A 26,206-nucleotide genomic window follows, 5' to 3' on the forward strand; every position below is an offset into this window, starting at 1 on the left:
GACCGTTCCCGTATGTGAGGCTGTGCCCCATGGCCGTCGTCCGTGACCTGCGCGTCCTGCTGCGCCTGAAGGGCTTTCGGCGCCTGCTCGCCGTGCGCCTGCTCTCCCAGGGCGCCGACGGCGTCTACCAGGTCGCGCTCGCCACCTACGTCGTCTTCTCGCCCGAGAAGCAGACTTCGCCCGCCGCGGTCGCCTCCGCGATGGCGGTCCTGCTGCTCCCCTACTCCCTGGTGGGCCCCTTCGCCGGCGCCCTGCTGGACCGCTGGCGCCGCCGCCAGGTCTTCCTGTACGGCAATCTGCTGCGCGCCGTGCTGGCCTCGGTGACGGCGCTACTGATGATCGCCTCCGTCCCGGACTGGCTCTTCTACGTCTCCGCGCTCTGCGTCACCGCCGTCAACCGCTTCGTTCTCGCGGGGCTGTCCGCCTCGCTGCCCCGGGTGGTCGACGCCGAGCGCCTGGTGATCGCCAACTCACTCTCCCCGACGGCCGGCACGCTGGCCGCGACGGCGGGCGGTGGCCTGGCCTTCGTCGTACGCCTGGTGATCGCGGACTCCGACGCAGCCGTGGTGCTGCTCGGCGCGGCCCTGTACCTGTGCGGGGCGCTCGCCTCGCTGCGCATCGCCGTCGATCTGCTGGGCCCCGACCCCGGGCGCATCCCGCCGCGGGTCGCCTCCGCGCTCGCCGGCACCGCCCGCGACCTGGTGGCAGGGGTGCGCCACCTCGCCGCACCCGCTCGCCGGGAGGCGGCCTGGGCGCTCACGGGCATGACACTCATGCGGTTCTGCTACGGCGCCCTGCTGGTCATGCTGCTGATGCTGTGCCGGTACTCCCTGACCTCGGACACGGAGGAGGGGCTCGCCCTGCTGGGGCTGGCTCTCGGTGTCTCCGGAGCGGGCTTCTTCGCGGCCGCGGTCGTCACTCCCTGGGCGGCGGGGCGGCTGGGGCCGGGCCGCTGGATGGCCGTGTGCGCGGCCACGGCCACGGTGCTGGTGCCGGTCCTCGGCCTGCCGTTCGCCACGGTGCCGCTGCTCGCGGCGGCGTTCGTGCTGGGCCTGACGACGCAGGGGGCGAAGATCGCGACCGACACGGTCGTGCAGTTCTCGGTCGACGACTCCTTCCGCGGCCGGATCTTCTCCGTCTACGACGTGCTGTTCAACGTCGCCTTCGTCGGAGCCGCCGGGGTCGCCGCGTTGATGCTGCCGCCGGACGGCCGGTCGGTGCCGCTGGTGTTGACGGTGGCCGTGATTTACGGAGCGGTTGCTGTGGCTATGGCCCGCTTTGAGAGCCAGTAAGTGTCACATCAGTGACACAGAGCCCTACCGGAGTACGGACTTGTCAGTGGGACCCGATAACTTACGTGCGTCTTATCTCGCGGCATGTCCGCGACACGTGCCTATTTTCCAGGGGGACCCCCAGTGACCACTCAGCCGCCGCCGCAGGGCAACCCGTTCGCCCAGGGCCAGCCGCAGGCTCCGCAGCAGCCCCAGGGACAGAACCCCTACGCGCAGGGGCAGCAGGGCTTCCCGCAGCAGCCCGGTCAGCCCGGCGTCCCCCCGCAGGGTGCGCCGTACGCGCCGGTCCCGCCGCAGCCGGCCCGGCGCAAGCCGAGCTTCAAGATGATCAAGAACATTGTCATCGCCGTGGTCGTCGTGGGTGTCGCGGTGGGCGGGTACATCGCCAGCCGTGACGACGCCGACCAGGCAGGCGTGGGCGACTGCCTGAAGTCCGCGTCGTCGTCCTCCGACCGCATGGAGGTCGTGGACTGCTCCTCCTCGGAGGCCGAGGGCAAGGTCCTCGAGAAGGTCAAGGGGCACTTCACCTCGATCAGCGCCGAGACCGAGTGCCGGAAGGTCGAGGGAGCCACTGGCTTCTACGCCGAGACCGGCGACGGAGAAGAGTTCCTGCTCTGCCTCGGCGAGGCCTGAGAAACCCAGGGCTAGGCCCGACTACTGCTTCGGGGTCATGTTTCACGTGAAACATGACCCCGAAGCAGTACGGCGGCGGCACAGCGGCAGTGCGTCGGAGAGGGCGCTACGTTTCACGTGAAACGTAGCGCCCTCTCCTCATGCGGATTCCGCGCGCTGCGCCCACCAGTCCTTGAGCGCGGCCACCGCCGCGTCGTGTTCCATCGGGCCGTTCTCCAGACGGAGTTCCAGCAGGTGCTTGTAGGCCTGGCCGACGGCCGGGCCGGGGGGAACTCCGAGGGTCTCCATGATCTGGTTGCCGTCCAGGTCGGGGCGGATCGCGTCCAGTTCCTCCTGCTCCTGGAGCTGGGCGATCCGGTCCTCCAGGCCGTCATACGCGCGTGCAAGAGCCGAAGCCTTGCGCTTGTTGCGGGTCGTGCAGTCGGACCGGGTCAGCTTGTGGAGCCGGTCGAGCAGCGGGCCGGCGTCGCGGACGTACCGGCGGACCGCGGAATCCGTCCACTCGCCCGTGCCGTAGCCGTGGAAGCGCAGGTGCAGCTCGACCAGGCGGGAGACGTCCTTCACCAGGTCGTTGGAGTACTTGAGCGCCGTCATGCGCTTCTTGGTCATCTTCGCTCCGACCACCTCGTGGTGGTGGAACGAGACCCGGCCGTCGCCCTCGAAACGGCGCGTGCGGGGCTTGCCGATGTCGTGCAGCAGGGCGGCCAGGCGGAGCGTCAGGTCGGGGCCCTCCGTCTCCAGGGCCATCGCCTGCTCCAGGACGATGAGCGTGTGGTCGTAGACGTCCTTGTGCCGGTGGTGCTCGTCACGCTCGAGACGCAGTGCCGGCAGCTCGGGCAGAACCCGGTCGGCGAGGCCGCTCTCCACCAGAAGGGTCAGCCCCTTGCGGGGATGTGCGGAGAGGATGAGCTTGTTCAGCTCGTCCCGGACCCGCTCGGCGGAGACGATGTCGATCCTGCCTGCCATGTCCTTCATGGCGGCCACCACCTCGGGGGCCACCTCGAAGTCGAGCTGCGCCGCGAAGCGCGCGGCCCGCATCATCCGCAAGGGATCGTCCGAGAAGGACTCCTCCGGAGTGCCAGGAGTACGGAGCACCCGGGCCGCGAGGTCGTCGAGCCCACCGTGCGGATCGATGAACGTCTTCTCCGGGAGGGCTACCGCCATCGCGTTCACCGTGAAGTCACGCCGGACCAGATCCTGCTCGATGGAGTCGCCGTACGACACCTCGGGCTTGCGCGAGGTGCGGTCGTACGCCTCGGAGCGGTAGGTGGTCACCTCGATCTGGTAGCCGTCCTTCTGTGCCCCGACCGTGCCGAAGGCGATCCCGACCTCCCAGACGGCGTCCGCCCACGGGCGCACGATCTTCAGTACGTCCTGCGGTCGGGCGTCCGTAGTGAAGTCCAGATCGTTGCCGAGCCGGCCGAGCAACGCGTCCCGCACCGAGCCACCGACCAGGGCGAGAGAGAACCCGGCCTCCTGGAAACGGCGAGCAAGATCGTCGGCGACGGGGGCGACCCGCAGCGGTTCGCGCACCGCGGGGGACGGCTCCGGGCTCAGGGCGCTGGGGCTGACTTCGTTGACGTTCGGCACAACAGAACAGGGTACGTGGCCCGGGCGGAGCCAGGCGCCTTCATTGATCGCGGCCCGAAACCCCCAGTTCGCCCCTGCTCCCTCTATAGGCGCACATACGGGGCGGCCCGCCCCCGCGGGCGATCTTGTGGCGTACGCCGCGGCACTTCCACTCAGCGCACATCGTTACCATGCGTGGACGCACATTCCGACGACCACTGATCACGACGAGGGACGGGCGAGCGCGTGGCCGAGGCGGCAGACTTCCAGGGGACCAGTCCCTCACCTGCCCGCCGGTGGATCCGGCGCACCGCGGCACTGCTCGCCGGGGCGCCGCTGCTGGCCGGCCTGGTCCAGCTGCCCGCCGCCGGCACGGCACACGCCGACGGCAAGCCGCCCGCCCGGGCCGACGCCGATTCGGGCCCGGTGGCCGTCGCCGTCGACTCGCTCACCCCATCGGCGCCCACGGACGGGGACACGGTGACCGTGTCCGGCACCGTCACCAACAACGGCAAGCAGGCCGTCACCGACGCCCACGTGGGCCTGCGTGTGGGCCCCGAGGTGGACACCCGCTCGTCCGTCGACTCGATCGCCAAGGACAGCGACGACCTCCAGGGGTCCATCGCCCCGGAGATCGAGAACAAGTACACCGAGAAGTTCTCCAAGCTGGTCCCGGGCGTGGCCGAGCACTTCAACATCTCCGTGCCCGCCGACGACCTGAACCTCGGCGAGGACGGCGTCTACGAATTCGCCGTCTCGCTCTCCGGTCAGACCTCCGCGCAGCCGTGGGAGCAGATCCTCGGCATCCAGCGGACCTTCCTGCCGTGGCAGCCCGGCGGGGCCGACACCAAGACGAAGACCACGGCCCTGTGGCCGCTGATCTCCACCACGCACATGGCCGCCGAGACGGGGCCGAACGAGGAGCAGACGCCGGTCCTCCTCAATGACGACCTGGCCAAGGAGATCTCCCCCGGCGGCCGGCTGAACCAGATGCTCGCGCTGGGCAAGGATCTCGACGTCACCTGGGTGGTCGACCCGGACCTGCTGGCCTCCGTCGACGCGATGACCGGCAGCTACCGCGTCCGGGACGGCGAGAACACCGTCGCCGGAACCCATCAGGACGTCGCCAAGCAGTGGCTCGCGGACCTGCAGGACGCGGTGGCCGACAAGGAGGTCGTCGCCCTCCCCTTCGCCGACCCCGACCTGGCGTCCCTGGCCCACAACGGCACGAACGTCACCGGCTCGCTGAGCCAGCTGAAGAGCGCCACGGACGTCATCGAGGACACGGTCGGGACGATCCTCCACGTGAAGCCGAGCACCGAGTTCGCCTGGCCCGTGGACGGCGCCGTCGACCGGTCGATCGTCAAGGTCGCGACCTCCGCCGGCGCCGACAAGGTGATCGCCCGCAGCGACAGCCTCCAGGAGAGCAACGGTCTGTCGTACACGCCCTCCGCCGCCCGGCCCGTCGGCGGCGGCACCACGGCCGTCGTCGCGGACGCACGGCTGTCCACGGCGTTCGAGGGCGACCTGACGAAGGCGTCCTCGTCCACGCTGGCGGTGCAGCGGTTCCTCGCCCAGAGCCTGGGCCTGGGCCTCCAGACCGGAAAGCAGCGCAGCGTGGTCATCGCACCGCAGCGCATGCCGTCCGGGAGCCAGGCACGCGCGATGGCCGAGGCGCTGCGCGCCCTGCAGGGGAGCACCTGGTCCGACTCCCAGAAACTGGGCGCCGCCGCCGCGGCCAAGCCGGACCCGGACGCCACCACGAAGATCCCGGGATCCTCGTCGTACCCCTCGGAACTCCGCAAGAACGAGCTGCCGCGGTCGGCGTTCGAGGAGATCGCCCGGACCCAGGGCACGCTCGACAACTTCCAGGTCGTCCTGTCGAACCCGTCCCGCGTGGTGACCCCCTTCGGACGCGCCCTCAACCGGGAGATGTCCGTGTCCTGGCGGGGCCGGGCCACCGAGGCGGAGTCGTTCCGCGACGGCGTGAAGGGTTACCTCAACGGGCTCACCGGCCGGGTCAGACTGATCGACAAGTCCGAGACCAAGCTCTCCGGACGCAGCGCCACCATCCCCGTGACGGTGCAGAACAATCTCGTGCAGGACGTCGGGCCCCTGGTCCTGCGGCTCACCTCGACCAACCCGACGCGCCTGGAGATCGACGGCGACCGGTACCAGGAGCAGCCGATCCAGGTCTCCGGCGGCCACAGCCAGTCGGTGAAGTTCACCACGTCCGCCAATGCCAACGGCCGGGCGACGGTGATCGCCCAGCTGTACACGATGGACGGACGCAAGTACGGCGAGCCCGTCACCTTCGACGTGAAGGTCACCGAGATCACGGCCACCGTGATGCTCGTCATCGGCGGCGGTGTCCTGCTGCTCGTCCTGGCCGGTTTCCGGATGTACACGCAGCGCAAGCGCGCCGCGGCCCGGGACGCCGAGAAGGGCGGGGCCGACGGGTCGGAGACGTCGGAGGACCCCGAGGACGGACCGGAGAACCCGGACGGCGCCGAGGGGCGTCTCAAGAAGGAGTCCGAGGCAACGGCCCGGGCAGGCGACCCCGAGCAGCCGAGTGACCCGACACCAAACACCGCAACGGAAAGCACGGACCCGTCCGGCACGGGTGAGAGAGTGGACCGTTGAGGATGTCGTGGCCGGTCGGCCCGGGACGATGAGGTGGGGTAGCGATGAACGCGCCGTACGACGGTGACCGCGGTCGGTCCGCGGACGGCTCGGGCCACCCCGAGGGCCCACCGCAGGACCCCCGTCAGACGCCGCCGCAGCCGCCCGCGGACACGTACCTCCAGGACGCCTACGACCAGGACCCCTACCGGGCACAGGACCTCTCCGCCCAGGACCCGGTCTCCGAGGCGCTCTACGACCGGGCCGCGCACCCCCCGCCGCCTCCGGCCGCGTACCCGCCGCAGCAGCCGCTGTACTCCCAGCCCGCCCAGTCGCCGCACGCCCCCGACCCGCGCGTCTGGGGGCAGACCCCGGCCCCCGAACCGGAGGGCCCGACGCAGTACCTGCCGTACGGCGACGACCCGCGGACCACCCAGTTCGTCGGCGTGGACGACCTGGTCACCCAGGCCGGTGACCAGCGCCACGAGCCGGACGCCTTCGCGCACCTCTTCCGCGACCAGCAGCAGGGCGGCGGCCACCCCTCGTACGACGACCACGGCGGCGTACCCGCGCCCGCCCAGGCACCGGGGCCGTACGGCGCTCCCCAGGGACCGGCCCAGTACGGCGGCCCCCAGGGACCCGCTCAGTACGGCGCCCCCGGGGGCCCCGCTCAGTACGGCGGCCCGCAGGGACCGGCCCAGTACGGTGCCCCGCAAGGGCCCGCCCCCTACGGCAACCCTCCGGCGCCCGGCCAGTACGGCGGCCCGGCACCGGGGCATGAGCAGCACGCGCCCCCCGCTCCCGGCCAGTACGCGGTCGCCCCGACCCCGGAAGCTGCCGAGGCCCCTCTCGTGGAGCCCGAGCCGGCTCCCGCGGCCGCTCCGGCCGGCGCGGCCAAGAAGGGCGGGCGCGCGGGTGGCCTGCTGAAGTCGAGCGCCGTGATGGCCGCGGGCACGATGGTGTCGCGGCTGACGGGATTCATCCGATCGGCGATGATCGTTTCGGCGCTGGGGCTCGCCCTGCTGGGCGAGTCCTTCCAGATCGCCTACCAGCTACCGACGATGATCTACATCCTGACCGTCGGTGGCGGCCTCAACTCGGTGTTCGTGCCGCAGCTCGTCCGTGCCATGAAGGAGGACGACGACGGTGGCGAGGCATACGCCAACCGCCTGCTGACCCTCGTCATGGTGGCGCTCGGCGTGCTAACCGCGCTCGCGATGCTCGCCGCGCCGCTGCTGGTGCGAGCGCTCTCGAACCCGGTCGCCACGAACCCCGCGGCCAACGAGACCGCCGTCACCTTCACCCGCTACTTCCTGCCGTCCATCTTCTTCATGGGCGTCCATGTGGTGATGGGACAGATCCTCAACGCGCGCGGCAGGTTCGGCGCGATGATGTGGACTCCGGTCCTGAACAACATCGTCATCATCGTCACGCTCGGCACGTTCATCTGGGTCTACGGCACCGCGGGGAACTCCGGGATGACGGTGGAGAACATCCCGCCGGAGGGCGAGCGACTGCTCGGCGTCGGCGTTCTCCTCGGCCTCGTGGTCCAGGCCCTGGCGATGATCCCGTATCTGCGCGAGACCGGGTTCCGGCTCCGGCTCCGGTTCGACTGGAAGGGTCACGGCCTGGGCAAGGCCGCGATGCTCGCCAAGTGGACGATCCTGTTCGTCCTCGCCAACCAGGCGGGCGCCCTCGTCGTCACCCAGCTGGCCACGGCGTCGGTCACGGACACGGACATCCCCGGCACCGGTTTCAGCGCCTACGCCAACGCCCAGCTCATCTGGGGTCTGCCGCAGGCGATCATCACCGTCTCCCTGATGGCCGCCCTGCTGCCCCGCATCTCCCGCTCGGCGTCCGAGGAGGACGGCGGCGCGGTGCGCGACGACATCTCCCAGGGCCTGCGCACGACGGCCGTGGCCATCGTGCCGGTCTCCTTCGGTTTCCTGGCCCTGGGCGTGCCGATGTGCACCCTGATCTTCGGCTCCTCGGGCACCGGCGCGGCCACCAACATGGGTTACATGCTGATGGCCTTCGGCCTCGGCCTCATCCCGTACTCCGTCCAGTACGTCGTCCTGCGCGCCTTCTACGCCTACGAGGACACCCGGACGCCCTTCTACAACACGGTCATCGTGGCCGTGGTCAACGCCGCCGCCTCGGGACTCTGTTTCCTCCTGCTGCCGGCCCGCTGGGCCGTGGTCGGCATGGCTGCCTCCTACGGCCTGGCCTACGTGATCGGCGTGGGCATCGCCTGGCGCAGGCTGCGCAAGCGGCTCGGCGGCGACCTTGACGGCGCCCGGGTGCTGCGGACGTACGCCCGGCTGTGCATCGCGTCCGTCCCGGCCGTCCTGCTCAGTGGCGCGGCCTGCTACGCCATCACCAAGTCGCTCGGTCAGGGTGTCGTGGGATCGTTCGCCGCGCTGCTGGCCGGCGGGCTGCTGCTGTTCGGTGTCTTCTTCGTCGCTGCCCGCCGGATGCGCATCGAGGAGGTCAACTCTCTGGTCGGCATGGTGCGCGGACGCCTGGGACGCTGAGACCCGGGGTAGGCGCACAACCATCGTCCGCCGCCGTGTGTCGTGCATAGCGCCGGACTGTGGGCACAATTGGGTTCGGCGTCGGACGCGCACATCGGGAGTCGGCCGACGCGCATCGAATGGGGAGGCAGGAACGACGGTGGCGGAACGGAGCACAGCTGCCGTCGACGTGGCAGACAACAGCGGTGATGAGCCGCTGACCGCACAGGCGGACCAGTCCACGGCCGACGGGGTGGCCAACAACCGGGAGCGGGACACGGACAGCGACGAGGCACAGGGGACCCCCACGAGCGAGGAAACCGGCAAGGCCTCGCCTCCCGAACTGCACAGCGGACACAAGCTCGCCAGACGGTACCGCCTCGAGGAGTGCGTCACCCGTCTGGACGGCTTCAGCAGTTGGCGCGCCGTCGACGAGAAGCTCCGCCGCGCCGTCGGAGTCCACATCCTGCCGACCGACCACACGCGGGCCCGCTCCGTGCTGGCCGCGGCACGTTCCTCCGCGCTGCTCGGCGACCCCCGATTCGTCCAGGTGCTGGACGCCGTCGAGGACAACGACCTCGTCTACGTCGTCCACGAATGGCTCCCCGACGCCACGGAGCTGACCGCGCTCCTCGCCTCGGGCCCGCTGGAGGTGTACGACGCCTACCAGATGGTCAGTCAGGTGTCCTCCGCCATGGCGGCCGCCCACCGTGAGGGTCTCGCGCATCTGCGGCTGAGCCCCAACGCGGTGCTGCGTACATCGTCGGGCCAGTGGCGGATCCGCGGACTCGCCGTCAACGCCGCACTGCGCGGCATCAGTTCAGCGTCCCCCCAGCGCACCGACACGGAGGCCATCGGCGCCCTGCTGTACGCCACGCTCACCCAGCGCTGGCCGTACGAGAGCGACGCCCACGGTCTGGCCGGTCTGCCCAAGGACATCGGGCTGATCCCGCCGGACCAGGTCCGCGCGGGTGTCCACCGCGGTCTGTCCGAACTGGCCATGCGGGCGCTCGCCAACGACGGCGCGACCGCTTCCCGGCACGAGGCCCCGTGCACCACGCCGGAGGAGCTGGTGAAGGCGATCGGCGAGATGCCCCGCATCCGCCCGCCGGAGCCGTCGTACACCGCACCGCCCGACTACCAGCGCACCGCCTACCAGCAGGGCGCGTACGGCCGTCCGGCACCGCGTCCCGGCGCCACCCAGGAGGTGCAGGCGCCGCCGCCCCCGCTGCAGAGCCGTACCGGCAAGGCACTGAAGTGGAGCGTCTCCGCTCTGCTGATCGCCGCCCTCGGCCTGGGCAGCTGGCAGCTGGCGGACGCGCTCATGGAGCGCGGCGGCAAGTCCGACGACCAGAACCAGACGCAGACGACGGACGGCGACGACGACAAGAGCCCGAAGAAGCCGGCCGCCGGCGGGCAGCCCGTCGCCATCACGGGCGCGCGCGACTTCGACCCCCTCGGTGACGGCTCCGAGAAACCGTCGGACATCGGCAATGTCTACGACGGCGCTCCCGGTACCTACTGGCAGACCGACTACTACAAGAGCGCCGACTTCGGGCGCCTGAAGTCGGGGCTCGGTGTCGTCCTCGACCTCGGGAAGGTCCAGCAGGTGGGCGAGGTGACCGTATCGTTCGTCGGAAACACCTCCGTCGAGCTGCGGTCCGCCGGAACGGACACCACCGAGCCGCAGAGCATCGACGGGTACACGAAGGCCGCTGAGGGCACCGGCACCACGGTGACGCTCAAGCCCGGAGAGCCACTCCAGGCGCGCTACCTGCTGGTCTGGCTGACCCAGTTGCCGCCAACCGACGACGGCAATTTCCGCGGGAGAGTAGTGGACGTCAAGGTGACCAGCTGACGCGTTCGTGAGTCGCCCGCGGAGGGAGGGGAGTCGTGCAGGAAGAGCCTTCGCTCGGCGACATGAGCGATCAGGACCTCTTGGCCAGCCATGTCGACGGCCATCCCGACGCCTTCGGTGAGCTCGTGCGCCGTCACCGCGACCGGCTCTGGGCCGTGGCTCTGCGGACGCTGGGGGACCGGGAGGAGGCGGCTGACGCCGTTCAGGACGCGCTCGTCTCCGCCTACCGGGCCGCCCACACCTTCCGCGGACAGGCGGCCGTCACGACGTGGCTGCACCGGATCACCGTGAACGCCTGTCTGGACCGGGCACGCAAGGCCGCTTCCCGGAAGACCGCTCCGGTCGACGACACCGAGCGCCTGGAGCAGCTGCTGGAGCCGCACGAGTCGGCCTCCGCCCCCGCCGAACGCAACGACCTGCACCGCCAGCTGCTGAAGGCCCTGGGCACCCTGCCGGCCGACCAGCGGGCGGCCCTCGTCCTGGTGGACATGCAGGGTTACCCCGTCGCCGAGGCCGCCCGGATCCTCGACGTGCCGACCGGCACGATCAAGAGCAGGTGCGCCCGGGGCAGAGCCAGACTCCTGCCGCAGCTCTCCCATCTACGCCCGGAGGGCAGTGGCGGGAGCGGCGAGGACAGGAAGTCGGGAGCCGAGCGGAACCGGACGCCGGGGACATCCGTCCCACCGGCAGCGGGACCGCACCGTGCGGGTCCGCCGGAGATCGGGCCGAGCGATTCAGCCGCAGTGAAGGGCGGAGGTGGACGAGCGTGACGTCGTCGACGACAGACAGGGCCGGGCACCCGGACGTCGCCGAGATCGCCGACCTCGCCGAGGGCCTCCTCCCGACCGCCCGGACGACCGACATACGGCGGCATCTGGAGGAGTGCGACCCCTGCGCGGACGTCTATGCCTCGCTGGAGGAGATCCAGGGACTGCTCGGCGCCCTGCCGGAGCCGGAACGGATGCCGGACGACGTGGCCGAGCGCATCGACGCCGCCCTGGCGGCCGAGGCGTCGCTAAAGGCCCCCGCAGGGGAAGCCGCGTCCAGCGACGACAGCGCGCGTGTTTCACGTGAAACATCGGCATCACCCTCGGCATCGGCGGCAGCCGACCGTCCCGCCGGGCATGCCCGTCCCTCCTCCACCGGCCCGGGACGCAAGGACCGCCGGCGTGGTGGCAGGCGCAGGATCGCCGTACTCGGCGCCGTGGCCGCCGCAGCCGCCATCGGCCTCGGTTCGGTCGTCGTGTCCTCCCTGACCGGCGGGAGCCCGTCGGACGACACTGCCCACGGACAGCAGTCGGCACCGGCGGACACCTTCTCCGAGGGCAAGCTCCAGGACAAGGTCACCGGCCTCCTCGTGGAGGGGCAGGGCAACGAGAGCGGACCGCGTACCCCCCGCACCTTCGGCACGGAGTCCGAGAACGGCAACGAGACCGGTGCAGAGAACCATGTCTTCAAGCAGCCGACGATCCCGGAGTGCGTCGAGAAGGGCATCGGCCGCGACGATGCGGTGATCGCCACGGAGAAGGGCGTCTACCAGGGCAAGGACGTCCTGCTCGTGGTCCTGCCCGACGCTTCCAACGACTCGCGGGTCACCGCTTACATCGTCGACTCGTCGTGCGTGCGGGAGCCCGCCGTCAGCAAGGCCGAGATCCTCCTGAAGCACTCCTACGCACGCTCGTAGCGATCAGGTTCTTCCATCCCGTCCCGCGCCCGGAGCCGTTCCCGTGTGCCCGGGCACGGCGGGAATGCGCGCCCCGTAGGATCCGTTAGGTGGGGTGAGAGTTCCGAGTGCAGCTTCACCCGGCCCCGAAGAAGCTAGTCCAGAGACGAGGAATGCAGCCGTGAGCGACGTCCGAAACGTGATCATCATCGGCTCCGGGCCCGCCGGCTACACGGCGGCCCTGTACACCGCGCGCGCTTCGCTGAAGCCGCTGGTGTTCGAAGGAGCCGTCACCGCGGGCGGAGCACTGATGAACACCACCGAGGTGGAGAACTTCCCCGGCTTCCAGGACGGCATCATGGGCCCTGAGCTCATGGACAACATGCGCGCCCAGGCCGAGCGCTTCGGCGCCGAGCTGATCCCGGACGATGTCGTCGCCGTGGACCTGTCCGGCGAGATCAAGACCGTCACCGACACCGCGGGCACGGTGCACCGGGCCAAGGCCGTCATCATCACCACCGGCTCGCAGCACCGCAAGCTCGGCCTGCCGAACGAGGACGCCCTCTCCGGACGCGGCGTCTCCTGGTGCGCGACCTGTGACGGATTCTTCTTCAAGGACCAGGACATCGCGGTGATCGGCGGTGGTGACACCGCGATGGAGGAGGCCACGTTCCTCTCCCGCTTCGCCAAGTCCGTGACGATCGTCCACCGCCGGGACACGCTGCGCGCCTCCAAGGCGATGCAGGAGCGCGCCTTCGCTGACCCGAAGATCACGTTCGTCTGGGACAGCGAGATCGCGGAGGTCCAGGGCGACCAGAAGCTGTCCGGCCTGAAGCTGCGCAATGTGAAGACCGGCGAACTCTCGGACCTGCCGGTGACGGGCCTGTTCATCGCGATCGGGCACGACCCGCGGACCGAGCTCTTCAAGGGCCAGCTCGACCTGGACGCGGAGGGCTACCTCAAGGTCGAGGCTCCGTCGACGCGGACCAACCTGACCGGTGTCTTCGGCGCCGGTGACGTGGTCGACCACACCTACCGCCAGGCGATCACCGCGGCCGGCACCGGCTGCTCCGCCGCTCTCGACGCCGAGCGCTTCCTCGCCGCGCTCAGCGACGAGGACAAGGCGGAGCCCGAGAAGACCGCTGTCTGACCCCCATCCCCCGTACCAACCATTTAAGGAGCCCGCCGTGGCCGGCACCCTGAAGCAAGTGACCGACGACTCCTTCGAGCAGGACGTCCTCAAGAGCGACAAGCCCGTCCTGGTGGACTTCTGGGCCGCCTGGTGCGGTCCCTGCCGCCAGATCGCGCCGTCTCTGGAGGCGATCGCCGCCGAGTACGGCGACAAGATCGAGATCGTCAAGCTGAACATCGACGAGAACCCGGGTACGGCCGCCAAGTACGGCGTCATGTCCATCCCGACCCTGAACGTCTACCAGGGTGGCGAGGTGGCCAAGACCATCGTCGGCGCCAAGCCGAAGGCCGCGATCGTTCGCGACCTCGAGGACTTCATCGCCGACTGACGTTTCACGTGAAACACGAAGGGGCCGACCCGGATGGGTCGGCCCCTTCGTTTGCGGCAGCTTCCTCGCCCCGGCTCGTTGTTAGAGCGGACGCAGCGCGGGTTCCTTCTGGACAGCTCCGAGCAGACGGTCCAGCGCCAACTCCACGTCTTCCTTCCAGGACAGCGTGGACCGCAGATCCAGCCGCAGCCGCGGATGGCGGGGGTGGGGCCGGACCGTCTTGAAGCCCACCGCCAGCAGATGCTCCGCGGGAAGGACACAGGCCGGTTCCTTCCAGCGTGCGTCCCCGAAGGCCTCGATCGCCTTGAAGCCCCGGCGCAGCAGATCCTTGGCAACCGTCTGGACCATCACGCGCCCGAGGCCTTGGCCCTGGTAGCCCGGCATCACGAACCCTGTGATCAGCTGGACCGCGTCGGACGAGACGGGGCTGGTGGGGAACGCTGTCGAGCGGGGCACGTAGGCCGGCGGAGCGTAGAGGACGAAGCCCACCGGAACATCGTCGACATAGACCACCCGGCCGCACGATCCCCAGTCCAGCAGCACCGCGGAGATCCAGGACTCCTTCTCCAGGCCGGGCGTCCCGGCCTTTACCGCGGCTTCGCCGCTGACGGGATCCAGTTCCCAGAAGACACACGAGCGACAGCCCTGGGGAAGGTCCTGAAGGTTGTCCAGCGTGAGCGGTACGAGCCGGCGCCCCATGAAGGCTGTTCCTCGCTTCCTTCGCCTGCCGCGTCACGAGCGGCTGTCAGAGCGCTCCGTTCCCTGAGCAGGCTGCCGATGAAGCCACCGACGGCGCCCAGTCCCAAGCCCGCGCTCACCAGTCCGGTGCGGCCCATCGTGCGCATGGCCCCTGCCTTCCTCTCAGAGGTACTGCCAGGTGATGACGCATCCCGATCGCATCGTATCCACGATGCGCCGGCCCCGACACCGACGCAAAGCAAAGGGCGGGCCGTGTTCCGGTATGCACCGGACACGGCCCGCCCTGGCGGCCTGCGTTTCAGGAGTCGAGGCCCTCGTCCTCGTCGTCCAGGAGGCCCTTCTGCAGCACGGGCCCTTCACCGGGGGCGAGGCTTCCCAGGATCCGCTCAAGGTCGTCCATGGAGGCGAACTCCACGGTGATCTTGCCCTTCTTCTGTCCCAGGTCGACCTTCACTCGGGTCTCGAAGCGGTCGGACAGCCGCGTCGCCAGGTCGGAGAGCGCCGGGGAGACCAGAGAACCGGCACGCGGGCCCTTGGCACGCTGCGGCTTCTGGGGCCGGGAACCCATCAGGGTCACGATCTCCTCGACCGACCGCACGGAGAGCCCTTCGGCCACGATGCGGTGCGCGAGGCGGTCCTGCTCCTCCGGGTCGTCGACGGAGAGCAGCGCCCGGGCATGCCCTGCGGAGAGCACACCCGCGGCCACCCGGTTCTGCACCTTCGGCGAGAGCTTCAGCAGACGCAGCGTGTTGGAGACCTGAGGCCGGGAGCGCCCGATCCGGTCGGCCAACTGGTCGTGCGTGCAGTTGAAGTCCTTCAGCAGCTGGTCATAGGCGAAGGCCTCTTCCAGCGGGTTCAGCTGGGCACGGTGCAGGTTCTCCAGGAGGGCGTCCAGGAGAAGCTTCTCGTCCTCGGTGGCCCGGACGATGGCCGGAATGGCCTCCAGCTCCAGCTCGCGGCAAGCCCGGAAACGACGCTCGCCCATGATCAGCTCATAGCGACCCTGGCCGATCGGCCGGACGACGACCGGCTGGAGGAGCCCGACCTCCCTGATGGAGGTGACCAGCTCGGCCAGCGCGTCGTCGTCGAAGTCCTTTCGCGGCTGCTTCGGGTTCGGCGTGATGGCGTCGAGAGGAACCTCGGCGAAGTGCGCCCCCATGGGTGCCCGGAGACCCTCCGCGCCACCGGATGCCGCCGTCGGCTCCTCCGTTTCACGTGAAACAGGGGGCAGCGTGGCCACCTTCGCCGCGGCCACCCCTCGCTCGTTCGGCAGCAGCGGCATCGTCCCCGGAGAAGCGGAGACCGCGTTCCCCAGCGCTGCCGAAGCCACCGACTTCTCCGTCGGGGCGTTGGGGATCAGTGCGCCCAGACCACGGCCCAGCCCCCTCCGTCGCTCACTCACTGGATCCCCTCCACCATGTTCGGGTCATTCTGTGCGCCGAGGTGAGCGTGCGTCGCCTCGTATTGGACGCCCACACCCTTCAGGGCCATCTCACGTGCCGCCTCCAGGTAGGAGAGGGCTCCACTCGATCCTGGATCGTAGGTCAGTACCGTCTGCCCGTAGCTAGGGGCCTCGGAGATACGGACCGAGCGGGGAATGCTCGTCCGCAGCACCTCTGCGCCGAAGTGGCTGCGTACCTCGTCCGCGACCTGGGACGCGAGCCGCGTCCGGCCGTCGTACATGGTGAGCAGGATGGTCGACACATGCAGCGTCGGGTTGAGGTGCCCTCGCACCAGGTCGACGTTGCGGAGCAGCTGTCCCAGACCTTCCAGCGCGTAGTACTCGCACTGGATCGGGATCAGCACTTCCTGGCCCGCGACAAGCGCGTTGACCGTCAGCAGACCGAGGGAGGGCGGGCAGTCGATGAGGATGTAGTCCAGCGGCTGCTCGTACGAGGCGATCGCCCTCTGGAGTCGGCTCTCCCGGGCGACCAGAGAGACCAGTTCGATCTCGGCGCCGGCGAGGTCGATCGTGGCGGGCGCGCAGAACAGACCCTCGACATCCGGGACCGGCTGGACCACTTCCGAGAGTGGCCGGCTCTCGACGAGTACGTCGTAGATGGAGGGGACGTCGGCGTGGTGATCGATGCCCAGGGCGGTGGACGCGTTGCCCTGCGGGTCCAGGTCGACGACCAGGACTCTGGCACCGTGGAGGGCGAGTGAGGCGGCAAGGTTGACGGTCGTCGTCGTCTTGCCCACACCGCCCTTCTGGTTGGCCACCACCATGACCCGGGTCTGCTCGGGTCGCGGCAGCCCTTCGCCGGCGCGCCCCAGAGCCTCCACCGCCAGTTGGGCAGCGCGACCGATCGGAGTGTCGTCCATCGGAGGCGGTGTTTCACGTGAAACATCCGCTCCCATCGACTCGGTACGGGGACCGGGGACCGGATCGGTCATCGGTCCCGCGATATTGGCGTCGGACCGCAAGGATTCACTCTCCTCGACTTCAGGCTCGCAATGAACAGAGCCTCCCATGCCTTCGGGGTCATGAACCAGTGAGGCCTGGTGTTCTGTGGAGAAATCCACCTCTGTGGACAACTCCACCCCCTCTCCGAGCGACCCGAGAGGCTTTCGGTCGCGGGGGTCGGCCGCAGCGCGGCCGCGACTGATGATGCCGTGCAGCAGTGAGCGACGTTTCACGTGAAACACGATGCACAGCGCGCGATGCCGAACTCCCGCGACACTCCGGCATGCGTAGGTTTGGCAGCTTGTGTGGAGTACCGCCGGACGCCAGGACGGGTCAGCCGCGACGCCGACGCGTCCGCCCCGTCCGAGCCGCCTTGGCCCGCTTGGCGGCGAAGCGCACACCACCAGGGCTCTCACCGACCTCGACCCGCACCACGGTGGACAGAGGATCCACGACGCCCTCGCCCACCTGAAGGACGGAAGTCTTCTCGGCACCCAGCTTGCTCAGCGCGGTGGCCGCCGCCTTCAGCTCCTCCTCCGCCGTGTCGCCCTTGAGCGCGAGCATCTCGCCGTACGGGCGCAGCAGGGGAATCCCCCAGGTGGCCAGCCGGTCGAGCGGTGCGACAGCACGAGCCGTCACCACGTGCACCGGCGGCATCTTGCCCATGACCTCCTCGGCCCGGCCGCGCACGACGGTCACATGGTCCAGGCCCAGCAGCTCCACGACCTCGGTCAGGAAGTTCGTGCGCCGCAACAGCGGCTCCAGCAGAGTGATCTTCAGGTCGTCCCGGACCAGCGCCAGCGGGATCCCGGGCAGACCCGCGCCCGACCCGACGTCGCACACCGTCACTCCCTCGGGCACGACCTCCGAGAGCACCGCACAGTTCAGCAGATGCCGCTCCCACAGACGGGGAACCTCACGCGGGCCGATCAGACCGCGCTTCACCCCCGCCTCGGCAAGCAGCTCCGCATAGCGGACCGCGTCCGCGTAGCGATCGCCGAACACGGCACGTGCCTGCTCGGGTACAGGGGGAAGCTCCGCTGCCTCCGTCACGGGGACCGTCCTTCCGTACGGCGCCCGGCGCACCAGGCGCCGGTGCCAGAACCACCAGAACTATCAGGCTGACAAAACTCGGCCCCGCCTGCGCAACAGACGGGGCCGGAGAACGAGAGAACCGATCAGGCGGGAAGCACGACGACGAAGCGCTCGGGCTCCTCGCCCTCGGACTCGCTGCGCAGCCCTGCGGCCTTGACCGCGTCGTGCACGACCTTGCGCTCGAACGGGGTCATCGGCTTCATCCGCACGGACTCGCCGCTGCTCTTGACCTCGGCCGCGGCCTTGGCGCCCAGCTCGGACAGCTCGGCGCGCTTCTGGGCGCGGTAGCCGGCGATGTCGAGCATCAGTCGGCTGCGGTCACCGGTGTCCCGGTGCACGGCCAGGCGCGTCAGCTCCTGCAGAGCCTCCAGCACCTCACCGTCCCGGCCGACCAGCTTCTGGATGTCGCGGCTGTTCGAGTCGCTGATGATCGAGACAGAGGCACGGTCTGCCTCGACGTCCATGTCGATGTCGCCGTCGAGGTCGGCGATGTCGAGCAGGCCCTCCAGGTAGTCCGCGGCGATCTCGCCCTCCTGCTCGAGGCGGGAGAGGGTGTCTGCGCCCTCGGCAGCGGCGGCGGTGGTGCCTTCCGTCACGGGATGGACTCCTTCTTACTTCTTCGACGGGGACTTGGGCCGCTGCGGGCCCTTGCGCTGCCCGGACTGGGCCTTGCTGCGGGTGCCGCCGCCCTTCTGCTGGGCGGGCTTCTGCTGTCCGGACTTCTTGGCGGTATCGGCGGGCTTGGCGGCCTGCTTGCCGTCCTCCGGCTCGTCGGACTTGGTGAGCGAGGTCTTCGTCTCCGCCTCACCGGCCGGCTTGGTGGACTGGTGGCGCTGCGACTTGCTCTGGCGCTTGGGCTGCTGACGCTTGGGCGTGCCGGTGGCGACGGCCGTGCCGTCCTCGCTCTGAGCGGCCGCGGAGGCATCGCTCTTGATCACGTTGCCGTCGGGCTGGGCGGCGAGACCCGCCTTGTTCAGGCCGTTGATGAACTTGCGCTCGAACTCGTTGCGGTCCCGGCCCTTGGCGACGATGGCCTTCACGACGGCCCTCTCGCCCCGGCCGCGCGTCTTGCCGTGCTCGGTGACGCTCTTGTGCAGCCGCTCCAGGTAGGAGGCCTGGGCCTTGGAACCCGGCGTCGGGTTGTTGCGGATGACGTACATCTGCTGGCCCATGGTCCACACGTTGGTGGTCAGCCAGTAGACGAGGACACCGACGGGGAAGTTCACGCCGAAAACGGCGAACATGACCGGGAAGACGTACATCAGCATCTTCTGCTGCTGCATGAACGGAGTCTTCACCGTGGTGTCGACGTTCTTCGTCATCAGCTGGCGCTGGGTGAAGAACTGCGACGCGGACATCAGCACGATCATGATCGCGGTGACGACCCGCACGTCGGTCAGCGAGGCGTTGAGGGCGGCGACGTCGCTCTCGCTGCTGAAGAACTTGGAGGCCAGCGGGGCACCGAAGATGTGGGCCTGCTGCGCGCTCTCCAGGAGCTTCTGGTTGACCGCACCGACGGTGTCACCGGACGCGATGCCGTTGAGCACGTGGTACAGGGCGAAGAAGAACGGGGACTGCGCCAGGATGGGAAGGCACGAGGAGAGCGGGTTGGTGCCCGTCTCCTTGTACAGCTTCATCATCTCTTCGGACTGACGCTGCTTGTCGTTCTTGTAGCGCTCCTGGATCTTCTTCATCTCCGGCTGGAGCGTCTGCATACCGCGCGTCGCCTTGATCTGCTTCACGAAGAGCGGGATCAGGCAGATGCGGATGAGGACCACCAGGGACACGATGGACAGGCCCCAGGCCCATCCGGTGTCAGGTCCGAAGATCGCCCCGTACACCGTGTGGAACTGGACGATGACCCAGGAGACGGGCCAGGTGATAAAGCTGAACAGGCTGGCAATCGTGTCCACTAATCATGCTCCTTGGGCATGGGGCGAGGTCTCTGCGGCCGGGCCCGAGGGGCCGGAGGGGCTCGTGGGAGCCGTCCGTCCTTCGGTGGCCGGTTCGGCGGCGGAGGGCCCGCCCTTACGTGCACGCCAGGCGTCACGCAGCATTTCGTGCCACCGCGGACGCTTGCGCGGCGGGACATGGTCCACGCCGCCCAGCGACCACGGATTGCATCGCAGGATGCGCCATGCCGTGAGCGCCGTGCCCTTGACGGCTCCGTGCCGGTCGATGGCCGTGTAGCCGTAGTGGGAGCACGACGGGTAGTACTTGCACACCGGCCCCAGCAGCGGACTGATCGTCCACTGGTAGAGCTTGATCAGAGCCAGTAGCGGGTACTTCATCGCGCGCCCCCTCCCAGTAGCCGCTCCAGGGCGGCGTCCAGGTCTCGGGCCAGCTGTGCATGGTCGGCGTCACCCGCACCGGGCAGCGCTCGTACGACTACCAGGCTACCGGGGGGAAACAGGTGGATCCGGTCGCGCACCAGATGGCGAAGCCTGCGCTTCACCTTGGTGCGCACCACCGCGCCTCCTACGGCTTTGCTCACGACGAAACCCGCACGTGTCGGGGGAGCGCTCTCCCCAGGCGCGTGCGGGTCCGTGGCACCGCTTCGAAGGTGGACGACGAGGGCCGGGCGGCCGGCCCGGCGTCCTCGTCGTACCGCGGTCGCGAAGTCCTCGCGCCGCCTCAGCCGGTTCTCGGTGGGCAGCACGATGTCATGACCTGACCGGGATCAGGCGGACAGGCGGGCGCGACCCTTGCTGCGGCGAGTCGCGAGAATCGCGCGGCCGGCACGGGTACGCATCCGCAGCCGGAAGCCGTGGGTCTTGGCGCGACGGCGGTTGTTCGGCTGGAAGGTGCGCTTGCTCACTCGGGGGCTCCAGAAAGAATCGGGTGTTGGCGGGGTGCCGTCCTGGCTGTCACCGTGCGCCCACGAGTAGCTCGCGTTACGCCCGAGTGCACCGCTTTTCGATCACCTTGAACGTGACTTGTGCCCATCGGAGGCAGGCGGCAGCAGCCATCGACAACTCGACCTGGTTACGGTACGTGCGACTGCGCCATTCGGTCAAACCAGCGAGGACCGGGAGACACTTGTCCACAGGCTGGGGACAACAACTTGAACCCTACCGGCCGCGCTGACTACCGTGGCTGAACTCCGATTCGTTCCCTTATCCCTGCCCCATCCGAGTTTCATCCCGACCCGTCCCCGAATCACACCTTCGAGGGACTCGTGAGAGAGCGTGCCCTGTGGCTGACGTACCTGCCGATCTTGCCGCAGTGTGGCCACGCGTACTGGAACAACTTCTCGGGGAAGGCCGCGGGCAGGGCGTCGAGTCGAAGGACGAGCACTGGATCCGGCGCTGTCAGCCGCTGGCGCTGGTCGCCGACACCGCCCTGCTCGCCGTACCGAACGAATTTGCGAAAGGCGTACTGGAGGGCCGTCTCGCCCCCGTCGTGAGCGAGACCCTCAGCCGCGAGTGCGGCCGCCCGATCCGCATCGCGATCACCGTCGACGACACCGCGGGCGAGCCCGCCGGCCCCGCCCCGCAGGCGCCGCCGAGCCGTCCCCAGCCCCACTACGAGGAGCCCGAGCTCCCCGCTCCCGGCCAGGGCCGCGACGAGTACGAGGGATACGGCCGCCACCGCGCCGACCAGCTGCCCACCGCCCGGCCCGCCTACCCGCAGGAGTACCAGCGCCCCGAGCCCGGCTCCTGGCCGCGCCAGACGCAGCAGGACGACTACGGCTGGCAGCAGCAGCGCCTCGGCTTCCCGGAGCGGGACCCCTACGCCTCACCGCAGCAGGAGCCGTACGGCCAGGACCCGGCGCCGTACCCCCACGACGCGTACCAGCAGGGCTACCGGCCGCAGTCGCCGGAGCGCCCGCCGTACGACCCCCCGCGCGGCGACTACGACAAGCAGCGCGGGGAGTACGACCAACCGCGCGGGGAGTACGACAAGCCCCGCGGCGACTACGAGTCCCCCCGTGGTGACTACGAGCAGTCCCGGGGCGAGTACGAGAGCTCGCGCGGCGAATACGACTCCCCGCGCGGTGAATACGACCAGCGCGGCCCCCGCCGGGACCTGCCCGAGCCCCCGTCCGGCTCCGGGCGCGTGCACCGCGGCGGCCCCGTCGGCCCCGGCCCCGCCACCGGCGCCCCCGGTCCGCTCGCCGCGCAGCCGGCACCGGCGACCGGACCGGGCGAGCCGACCGCGCGCCTGAACCCGAAGTACCTCTTCGACACCTTCGTCATCGGCGCCTCCAACCGCTTCGCCCACGCGGCGGCCGTCGCCGTCGCCGAGGCGCCCGCGAAGGCGTACAACCCGCTCTTCATCTACGGGGAGTCGGGGCTGGGCAAGACCCACCTGCTGCATGCCATCGGGCACTACGCACGCAGCCTCTACCCGGGCACCCGCGTGCGCTACGTGAGCTCCGAGGAGTTCACCAACGAGTTCATCAACTCCATCCGCGACGGCAAGGGCGACAGCTTCCGCAAGCGCTACCGCGAGATGGACATCCTGCTCGTCGACGACATCCAGTTCCTGGCGGACAAGGAGTCGACGCAGGAGGAGTTCTTCCACACCTTCAACACGCTGCACAACGCCAACAAGCAGATCGTGCTCTCCTCCGACCGGCCCCCCCGGCAGCTGGTGACGCTGGAGGACCGGCTGCGCAACCGCTTCGAGTGGGGCCTGACCACGGACGTCCAGCCGCCCGAGCTGGAGACGCGCATCGCGATCCTGCGCAAGAAGGCCGTGCAGGAACAGCTCAACGCCCCGCCCGAGGTACTGGAGTTCATCGCCTCCCGGATCTCGCGGAACATCCGGGAGCTGGAGGGCGCGCTGATCCGGGTGACGGCCTTCGCCTCGCTCAACCGGCAGCCGGTCGACCTGGGCCTGACGGAGATCGTCCTCAAGGACCTGATCCCGGGCGGCGAGGACTCCGCGCCCGAGATCACCTCCACGGCCATCATGGGCGCGACCGCCGACTACTTCGGCCTCACCGTCGAAGACCTGTGCGGCACCTCGCGCGGGCGCGCGCTGGTGACGGCCCGGCAGATCGCCATGTACCTGTGCCGCGAGCTGACGGACCTCTCGCTGCCGAAGATCGGCGCCCTGTTCGGCGGCCGGGACCACACCACGGTGATGCACGCCGACCGCAAGATCCGCAATCTGATGGCGGAGCGGCGCTCCATCTACAACCAGGTGACCGAGCTGACCAACCGCATCAAGAACGGCTGACGGCCGCCGACACGGGCCCCACAGGCCCCACAGGCGCCTCCGGACACTCCGGGGGCGCCTTTTTCGCGTGCCCGGGGTCGCGTGCGTCGTGTCCGGGGGACGCATGCGTCGTGCCCGGAGGTCGTACGCCCGTCCCAGCCGCTGTTCGATTACCTGCGGGGTTACGGCCGTCCTCCACAGATTGGGCCACTTTTTTCCGTCCACACCTTGGGGACTGGGAAGTTGTCCCGATCCTGTCCACAGGCCAGGCTGTTGAGGGATCATCAGGGCAGGTCAGCTCCCTGTGGATTCGTGGACGAACGATCTCCACAGGCTGTGGACGACGGGACGGTCCACAAGCTGTGCATCGAGTTGTCCACGGGCAACCCACAGGCTGGGGCCGGTTGTCCCCAACGATCATGGGCTTCTCCACATGTCTGTCCACTGTTCGGCAACATGACGCGCCCTGTCACCGCGTCGAGTGAAAGGCGTCACATCAGGGTGCCGGGTTGGGCTGTGGGAAAGGTGGGTAAACCTGGGGACGGCGTTGGGGAGAAGTCGCCTCTCCCTGTGCACGGAGTGTGCAGAACTTTCTGTTCTCCACAGATACGCCCGGTTGTCCACGGGCTCCGCCCACAGGACCAGTGGACAAAATTCCTGCTCTGACCTGGGCAAACGCGGTTATCCACGGTATCCACAGGCCCTACTACTACTCCTGACCTTAGAGAGAGCGGAATTCGTTTCGAAGCGGGTCCTGTGCACAACTCGCTCTCCGGAGCCCGACCGTCCCCCGTCACGACTTGACCCCGAAGGGCACCTACTGTCAGTGGGGTGCGTCAGACTGGTCCCCGGTGTTCTGGTCCCGTGGGGAACGACGACACCGACCCAGACGACGAAGGCCAGGCAGAGCGAGCAGCGCCGGCAACAGCAGGAGGCGGCAACAGTGAAGATCCGGGTGGAACGCGACGTACTCGCGGAGGCCGTGGCCTGGGCGGCGCGCAGCCTCCCGGCCCGTCCGCCGGCGCCGGTCCTCGCCGGCCTGCTGCTGAAGGCCGAGGAGGGGCAGCTGAGCCTGTCCAGCTTCGACTACGAGGTCTCCGCGCGGGTGTCGGTCGAGGCCGAGATCGAGGAGGAGGGCACGGTGCTCGTCTCCGGCCGCCTGCTCGCCGACATCTCCCGCGCCCTCCCCAACCGGCCGGTGGAGATTTCCACAGACGGTGTACGGGCGACGGTGGTCTGCGGCTCCTCGCGCTTCACCCTCCACACCCTGCCGGTGGAGGAGTACCCGGCGCTGCCGCAGATGCCGGAGGCGACGGGCACGGTCCCCGGCGAGGTCTTCGCCGCGGCCGTACAGCAGGTCGCGATCGCCGCCGGCCGCGACGACACGCTGCCCGTGCTCACCGGTGTGCGCATCGAGATCGAGGGCGACTCGGTGACGCTCGCCTCGACCGACCGGTACCGCTTCGCGGTCCGCGAGTTCCTGTGGAAGCCGGAGAACCCGGAGGTCTCCGCGGTCGCACTGGTGCCCGCCAAGACGCTCCAGGACACCGCCAAGGCGCTGACCAGCGGTGACCAGGTGATCCTGGCGCTGTCCGGCTCGGGCGCGGGCGAGGGCCTGATCGGTTTCGAGGGCGCCGGCCGCCGGACGACGACGCGGCTCCTGGAGGGCGACCTCCCGAAGTACAAGACGCTGTTCCCGACGGAGTTCAACAGCGTCGCCGTGATCGAGACCGCCCCCTTCGTGGAGGCCGTCAAGCGTGTGGCCCTGGTCGCCGAGCGCAACACCCCGGTGCGGCTCAGCTTCGAGCAGGGCGTGCTCATCCTGGAGGCCGGTTCCAGCGACGACGCACAGGCTGTGGAAAGGGTCGACGCCCAGCTGGACGGCGACGACATCTCGATCGCCTTCAACCCGACCTTCCTGCTGGACGGCCTGAGCGCCATCGACTCGCCGGTCGCCCAGCTGTCCTTCACGACGTCCACGAAGCCGGCGCTGCTCAGCGGCAAGCCCGCGCTGGACGCCGAGGCGGACGAGGCCTACAAGTACCTGATCATGCCGGTGCGGCTGAGCGGCTGAGCCGTCCGCGTCGTCGGTGGTTGTCCACAGGGTGAGGAAAACCCGCAGGTGGGGGCGTACGTCTGAGCGCGTATGCCCACAGCTGTGCACGGGCGTCCGGGTTTAGGCTCGGCGCGGGTACGAAAGTGCCGCGGCACGCATCCGGCGGGTACGGAGGTGCCGCCTTGCCACCTCGCACACCTAAGGAAAGCAACTGATGGAGCTCGGTCTCGTCGGCCTCGGCAAGATGGGCGGCAACATGCGCGAGCGGATCCGCCGCGCGGGCCACACCGTCGTCGGATACGACCGCAATGCGGACCTCGCCGACGTCCACAGTCTGGAAGAGCTTGTGGGCAAGCTCAGCGCCCCGCGCGTGGTCTGGGTCATGGTCCCGGCCGGCGAGGCCACCCAGGCCACCGTCGACCGGCTCGGCGAGCTGCTGGAGCCCGGCGACGTCGTCGTGGACGGCGGCAACTCCCGCTGGACGGACGACGAGAAGCACGCGGAGGAGCTGGCGGCCAAGGGCATAGGCTTCGTCGACTGCGGCGTCTCCGGCGGCGTCTGGGGCCTGGAGAACGGCTACGCGCTGATGTACGGCGGCGACGCTGAGAACGTCGCCAAGGTGCAGCCGGTCTTCGACGCCCTCAAGCCGGAGGGCGACTTCGGCGCCGTGCACGCCGGCAAGGTCGGCGCGGGCCACTTCGCGAAGATGGTCCACAACGGCATCGAGTACGCGATGATGCAGGCCTACGCCGAGGGCTGGGAGCTGCTGGAGAAGGTCGACTCCGTGGAGAACGTCCGCGAGGTCTTCCGGTCCTGGCAGGAGGGCACGGTGATCCGGTCCTGGCTCCTCGACCTGGCCGTCAACGCGCTCGACGAGGACGAGCACCTCGGCGACCTGCGGGGTTACGCACAGGACTCCGGTGAGGGACGCTGGACTGTGGAGGCCGCGATCGACAACGCGGTGCCGCTGCCGGCGATCACCGCGTCGCTGTTCGCGCGGTTCGCGTCCCGCCAGGACGACTCCCCGCAGATGAAGATGATCGCCGCGCTGCGCAACCAGTTCGGCGGCCACGCGGTCGAGAAGAAGTAGGCACCACCAGTTGGGGAGGTCGGCGA

22 protein-coding genes are annotated in these 26,206 nt (G+C 69.4%); 12 read left to right on the forward strand and 10 right to left on the reverse strand.

Annotated elements, in window-relative coordinates:
- Window positions 1-29: 29 nt before the first annotated feature.
- Together ACGF3J_RS15345 and ACGF3J_RS15350 are read left to right on the forward strand one after the other, a co-directional pair.
- Window positions 30-1,292: an MFS transporter gene (locus tag ACGF3J_RS15345; RefSeq protein WP_161329446.1), complete on the forward strand. Its 1,263-nt coding sequence runs from the start codon at window positions 30-32 to the stop codon at window positions 1,290-1,292.
- Window positions 1,293-1,415: 123 nt separating this feature from the next.
- On the forward strand, window positions 1,416-1,925 hold the full coding sequence (locus ACGF3J_RS15350; protein ID WP_346346142.1) for a hypothetical protein: 510 nt from the start codon (window positions 1,416-1,418) through the stop codon (window positions 1,923-1,925).
- 138 nt (window positions 1,926-2,063) lie between these two features.
- Here ACGF3J_RS15350 and ACGF3J_RS15355 read toward each other — a convergent pair whose 3' ends face one another.
- Entirely contained in the window at window positions 2,064-3,515 is a 1,452-nt protein-coding gene (locus tag ACGF3J_RS15355) for a CCA tRNA nucleotidyltransferase (protein ID WP_161330535.1), read from the reverse strand.
- A gap of 225 nt (window positions 3,516-3,740) precedes the next feature.
- Here ACGF3J_RS15355 and ACGF3J_RS15360 point away from each other — a divergent pair, with 225 nt between their 5' ends.
- The 7 genes from ACGF3J_RS15360 to trxA all read left to right on the forward strand — a co-directional run bounded on the left by ACGF3J_RS15360 (window position 3,741) and on the right by trxA (window position 13,670).
- Window positions 3,741-6,137 carry a DUF6049 family protein gene (locus tag ACGF3J_RS15360; RefSeq protein WP_161330536.1) on the forward strand — a complete coding sequence of 799 codons (2,397 nt, stop codon included), beginning with the start codon at window positions 3,741-3,743 and terminating at the stop codon, window positions 6,135-6,137.
- Between the two features lie 44 nt (window positions 6,138-6,181).
- Window positions 6,182-8,650, forward strand: coding sequence for a murein biosynthesis integral membrane protein MurJ (gene murJ / locus ACGF3J_RS15365; RefSeq protein WP_161330537.1), 2,469 nt, complete (start codon window positions 6,182-6,184; stop codon window positions 8,648-8,650).
- A 139-nt stretch (window positions 8,651-8,789) separates the two neighbouring features.
- A complete protein-coding gene (locus tag ACGF3J_RS15370; RefSeq protein ID WP_161330538.1) occupies window positions 8,790-10,487 on the forward strand; it encodes a protein kinase family protein in 1,698 nt (565 codons plus the stop codon).
- A 35-nt stretch (window positions 10,488-10,522) separates the two neighbouring features.
- On the forward strand, window positions 10,523-11,257 hold the full coding sequence (gene sigM / locus ACGF3J_RS15375; protein ID WP_346346205.1) for an RNA polymerase sigma factor SigM: 735 nt from the start codon (window positions 10,523-10,525) through the stop codon (window positions 11,255-11,257).
- Window positions 11,254-12,171, forward strand: a complete 918-nt coding sequence (locus ACGF3J_RS15380; RefSeq protein ID WP_161330539.1) for a hypothetical protein — start codon at window positions 11,254-11,256, stop codon at window positions 12,169-12,171. The genes sigM and ACGF3J_RS15380 overlap by 4 nt, the downstream gene beginning before the upstream one ends.
- Before the next feature lie 160 nt (window positions 12,172-12,331).
- Window positions 12,332-13,300 (forward strand): thioredoxin-disulfide reductase, encoded by a 969-nt coding sequence (gene trxB, locus ACGF3J_RS15385; protein WP_161330540.1) that lies wholly within the window; start codon window positions 12,332-12,334, stop codon window positions 13,298-13,300.
- A 37-nt stretch (window positions 13,301-13,337) separates the two neighbouring features.
- The gene (trxA, locus tag ACGF3J_RS15390) at window positions 13,338-13,670 is read left to right on the forward strand and encodes a thioredoxin (protein WP_063482508.1); all 333 of its coding nucleotides are present in this window, start codon (window positions 13,338-13,340) and stop codon (window positions 13,668-13,670) included.
- An 81-nt stretch (window positions 13,671-13,751) separates the two neighbouring features.
- Here trxA and ACGF3J_RS15395 read toward each other — a convergent pair whose 3' ends face one another.
- The 9 genes from ACGF3J_RS15395 to rpmH form a co-directional block, all read right to left on the reverse strand.
- The gene (locus tag ACGF3J_RS15395; RefSeq protein WP_161330541.1) at window positions 13,752-14,369 is read right to left on the reverse strand and encodes a GNAT family N-acetyltransferase; all 618 of its coding nucleotides are present in this window, start codon (window positions 14,367-14,369) and stop codon (window positions 13,752-13,754) included.
- Between the two features lie 298 nt (window positions 14,370-14,667).
- Entirely contained in the window at window positions 14,668-15,771 is a 1,104-nt protein-coding gene (locus ACGF3J_RS15400; RefSeq protein ID WP_161330542.1) for a ParB/RepB/Spo0J family partition protein, read from the reverse strand.
- A complete protein-coding gene (locus ACGF3J_RS15405) occupies window positions 15,768-16,841 on the reverse strand; it encodes a ParA family protein (protein WP_161330552.1) in 1,074 nt (357 codons plus the stop codon). Before ACGF3J_RS15405 ends, ACGF3J_RS15400 begins: the two co-directional genes overlap by 4 nt.
- Before the next feature lie 265 nt (window positions 16,842-17,106).
- Window positions 17,107-17,826, reverse strand: a complete 720-nt coding sequence (gene rsmG, locus ACGF3J_RS15410; protein WP_161330543.1) for a 16S rRNA (guanine(527)-N(7))-methyltransferase RsmG — start codon at window positions 17,824-17,826, stop codon at window positions 17,107-17,109.
- A gap of 125 nt (window positions 17,827-17,951) precedes the next feature.
- Window positions 17,952-18,464, reverse strand: a complete 513-nt coding sequence (locus ACGF3J_RS15415) for a R3H domain-containing nucleic acid-binding protein (protein ID WP_125491290.1) — start codon at window positions 18,462-18,464, stop codon at window positions 17,952-17,954.
- Between the two features lie 15 nt (window positions 18,465-18,479).
- Entirely contained in the window at window positions 18,480-19,781 is a 1,302-nt protein-coding gene (gene yidC / locus ACGF3J_RS15420) for a membrane protein insertase YidC (protein ID WP_161330544.1), read from the reverse strand.
- 3 nt (window positions 19,782-19,784) lie between these two features.
- Window positions 19,785-20,159, reverse strand: a complete 375-nt coding sequence (gene yidD, locus ACGF3J_RS15425) for a membrane protein insertion efficiency factor YidD (protein ID WP_125491288.1) — start codon at window positions 20,157-20,159, stop codon at window positions 19,785-19,787.
- On the reverse strand, window positions 20,156-20,527 hold the full coding sequence (rnpA, locus tag ACGF3J_RS15430) for a ribonuclease P protein component (RefSeq protein WP_122616561.1): 372 nt from the start codon (window positions 20,525-20,527) through the stop codon (window positions 20,156-20,158). Before rnpA ends, yidD begins: the two co-directional genes overlap by 4 nt.
- A 21-nt stretch (window positions 20,528-20,548) precedes the next feature.
- On the reverse strand, window positions 20,549-20,686 hold the full coding sequence (rpmH, locus tag ACGF3J_RS15435; RefSeq protein ID WP_003975051.1) for a 50S ribosomal protein L34: 138 nt from the start codon (window positions 20,684-20,686) through the stop codon (window positions 20,549-20,551).
- A gap of 377 nt (window positions 20,687-21,063) precedes the next feature.
- Here rpmH and dnaA point away from each other — a divergent pair, with 377 nt between their 5' ends.
- From dnaA to gnd, 3 genes are all read left to right on the forward strand, one after another.
- Window positions 21,064-23,055, forward strand: a complete 1,992-nt coding sequence (dnaA, locus tag ACGF3J_RS15440) for a chromosomal replication initiator protein DnaA (RefSeq protein ID WP_161330545.1) — start codon at window positions 21,064-21,066, stop codon at window positions 23,053-23,055.
- Between the two features lie 922 nt (window positions 23,056-23,977).
- A complete protein-coding gene (gene dnaN, locus ACGF3J_RS15445; RefSeq protein WP_161330546.1) occupies window positions 23,978-25,108 on the forward strand; it encodes a DNA polymerase III subunit beta in 1,131 nt (376 codons plus the stop codon).
- A 196-nt stretch (window positions 25,109-25,304) separates the two neighbouring features.
- Window positions 25,305-26,180, forward strand: coding sequence for a phosphogluconate dehydrogenase (NAD(+)-dependent, decarboxylating) (gene gnd, locus ACGF3J_RS15450; RefSeq protein ID WP_125491284.1), 876 nt, complete (start codon window positions 25,305-25,307; stop codon window positions 26,178-26,180).
- Window positions 26,181-26,206 lie beyond the last annotated feature (26 nt).

This window comes from Streptomyces sp. NPDC048171 (assembly GCF_043202655.1).
In the GTDB taxonomy this organism is placed as follows: Bacteria; Actinomycetota; Actinomycetes; order Streptomycetales; family Streptomycetaceae; genus Streptomyces.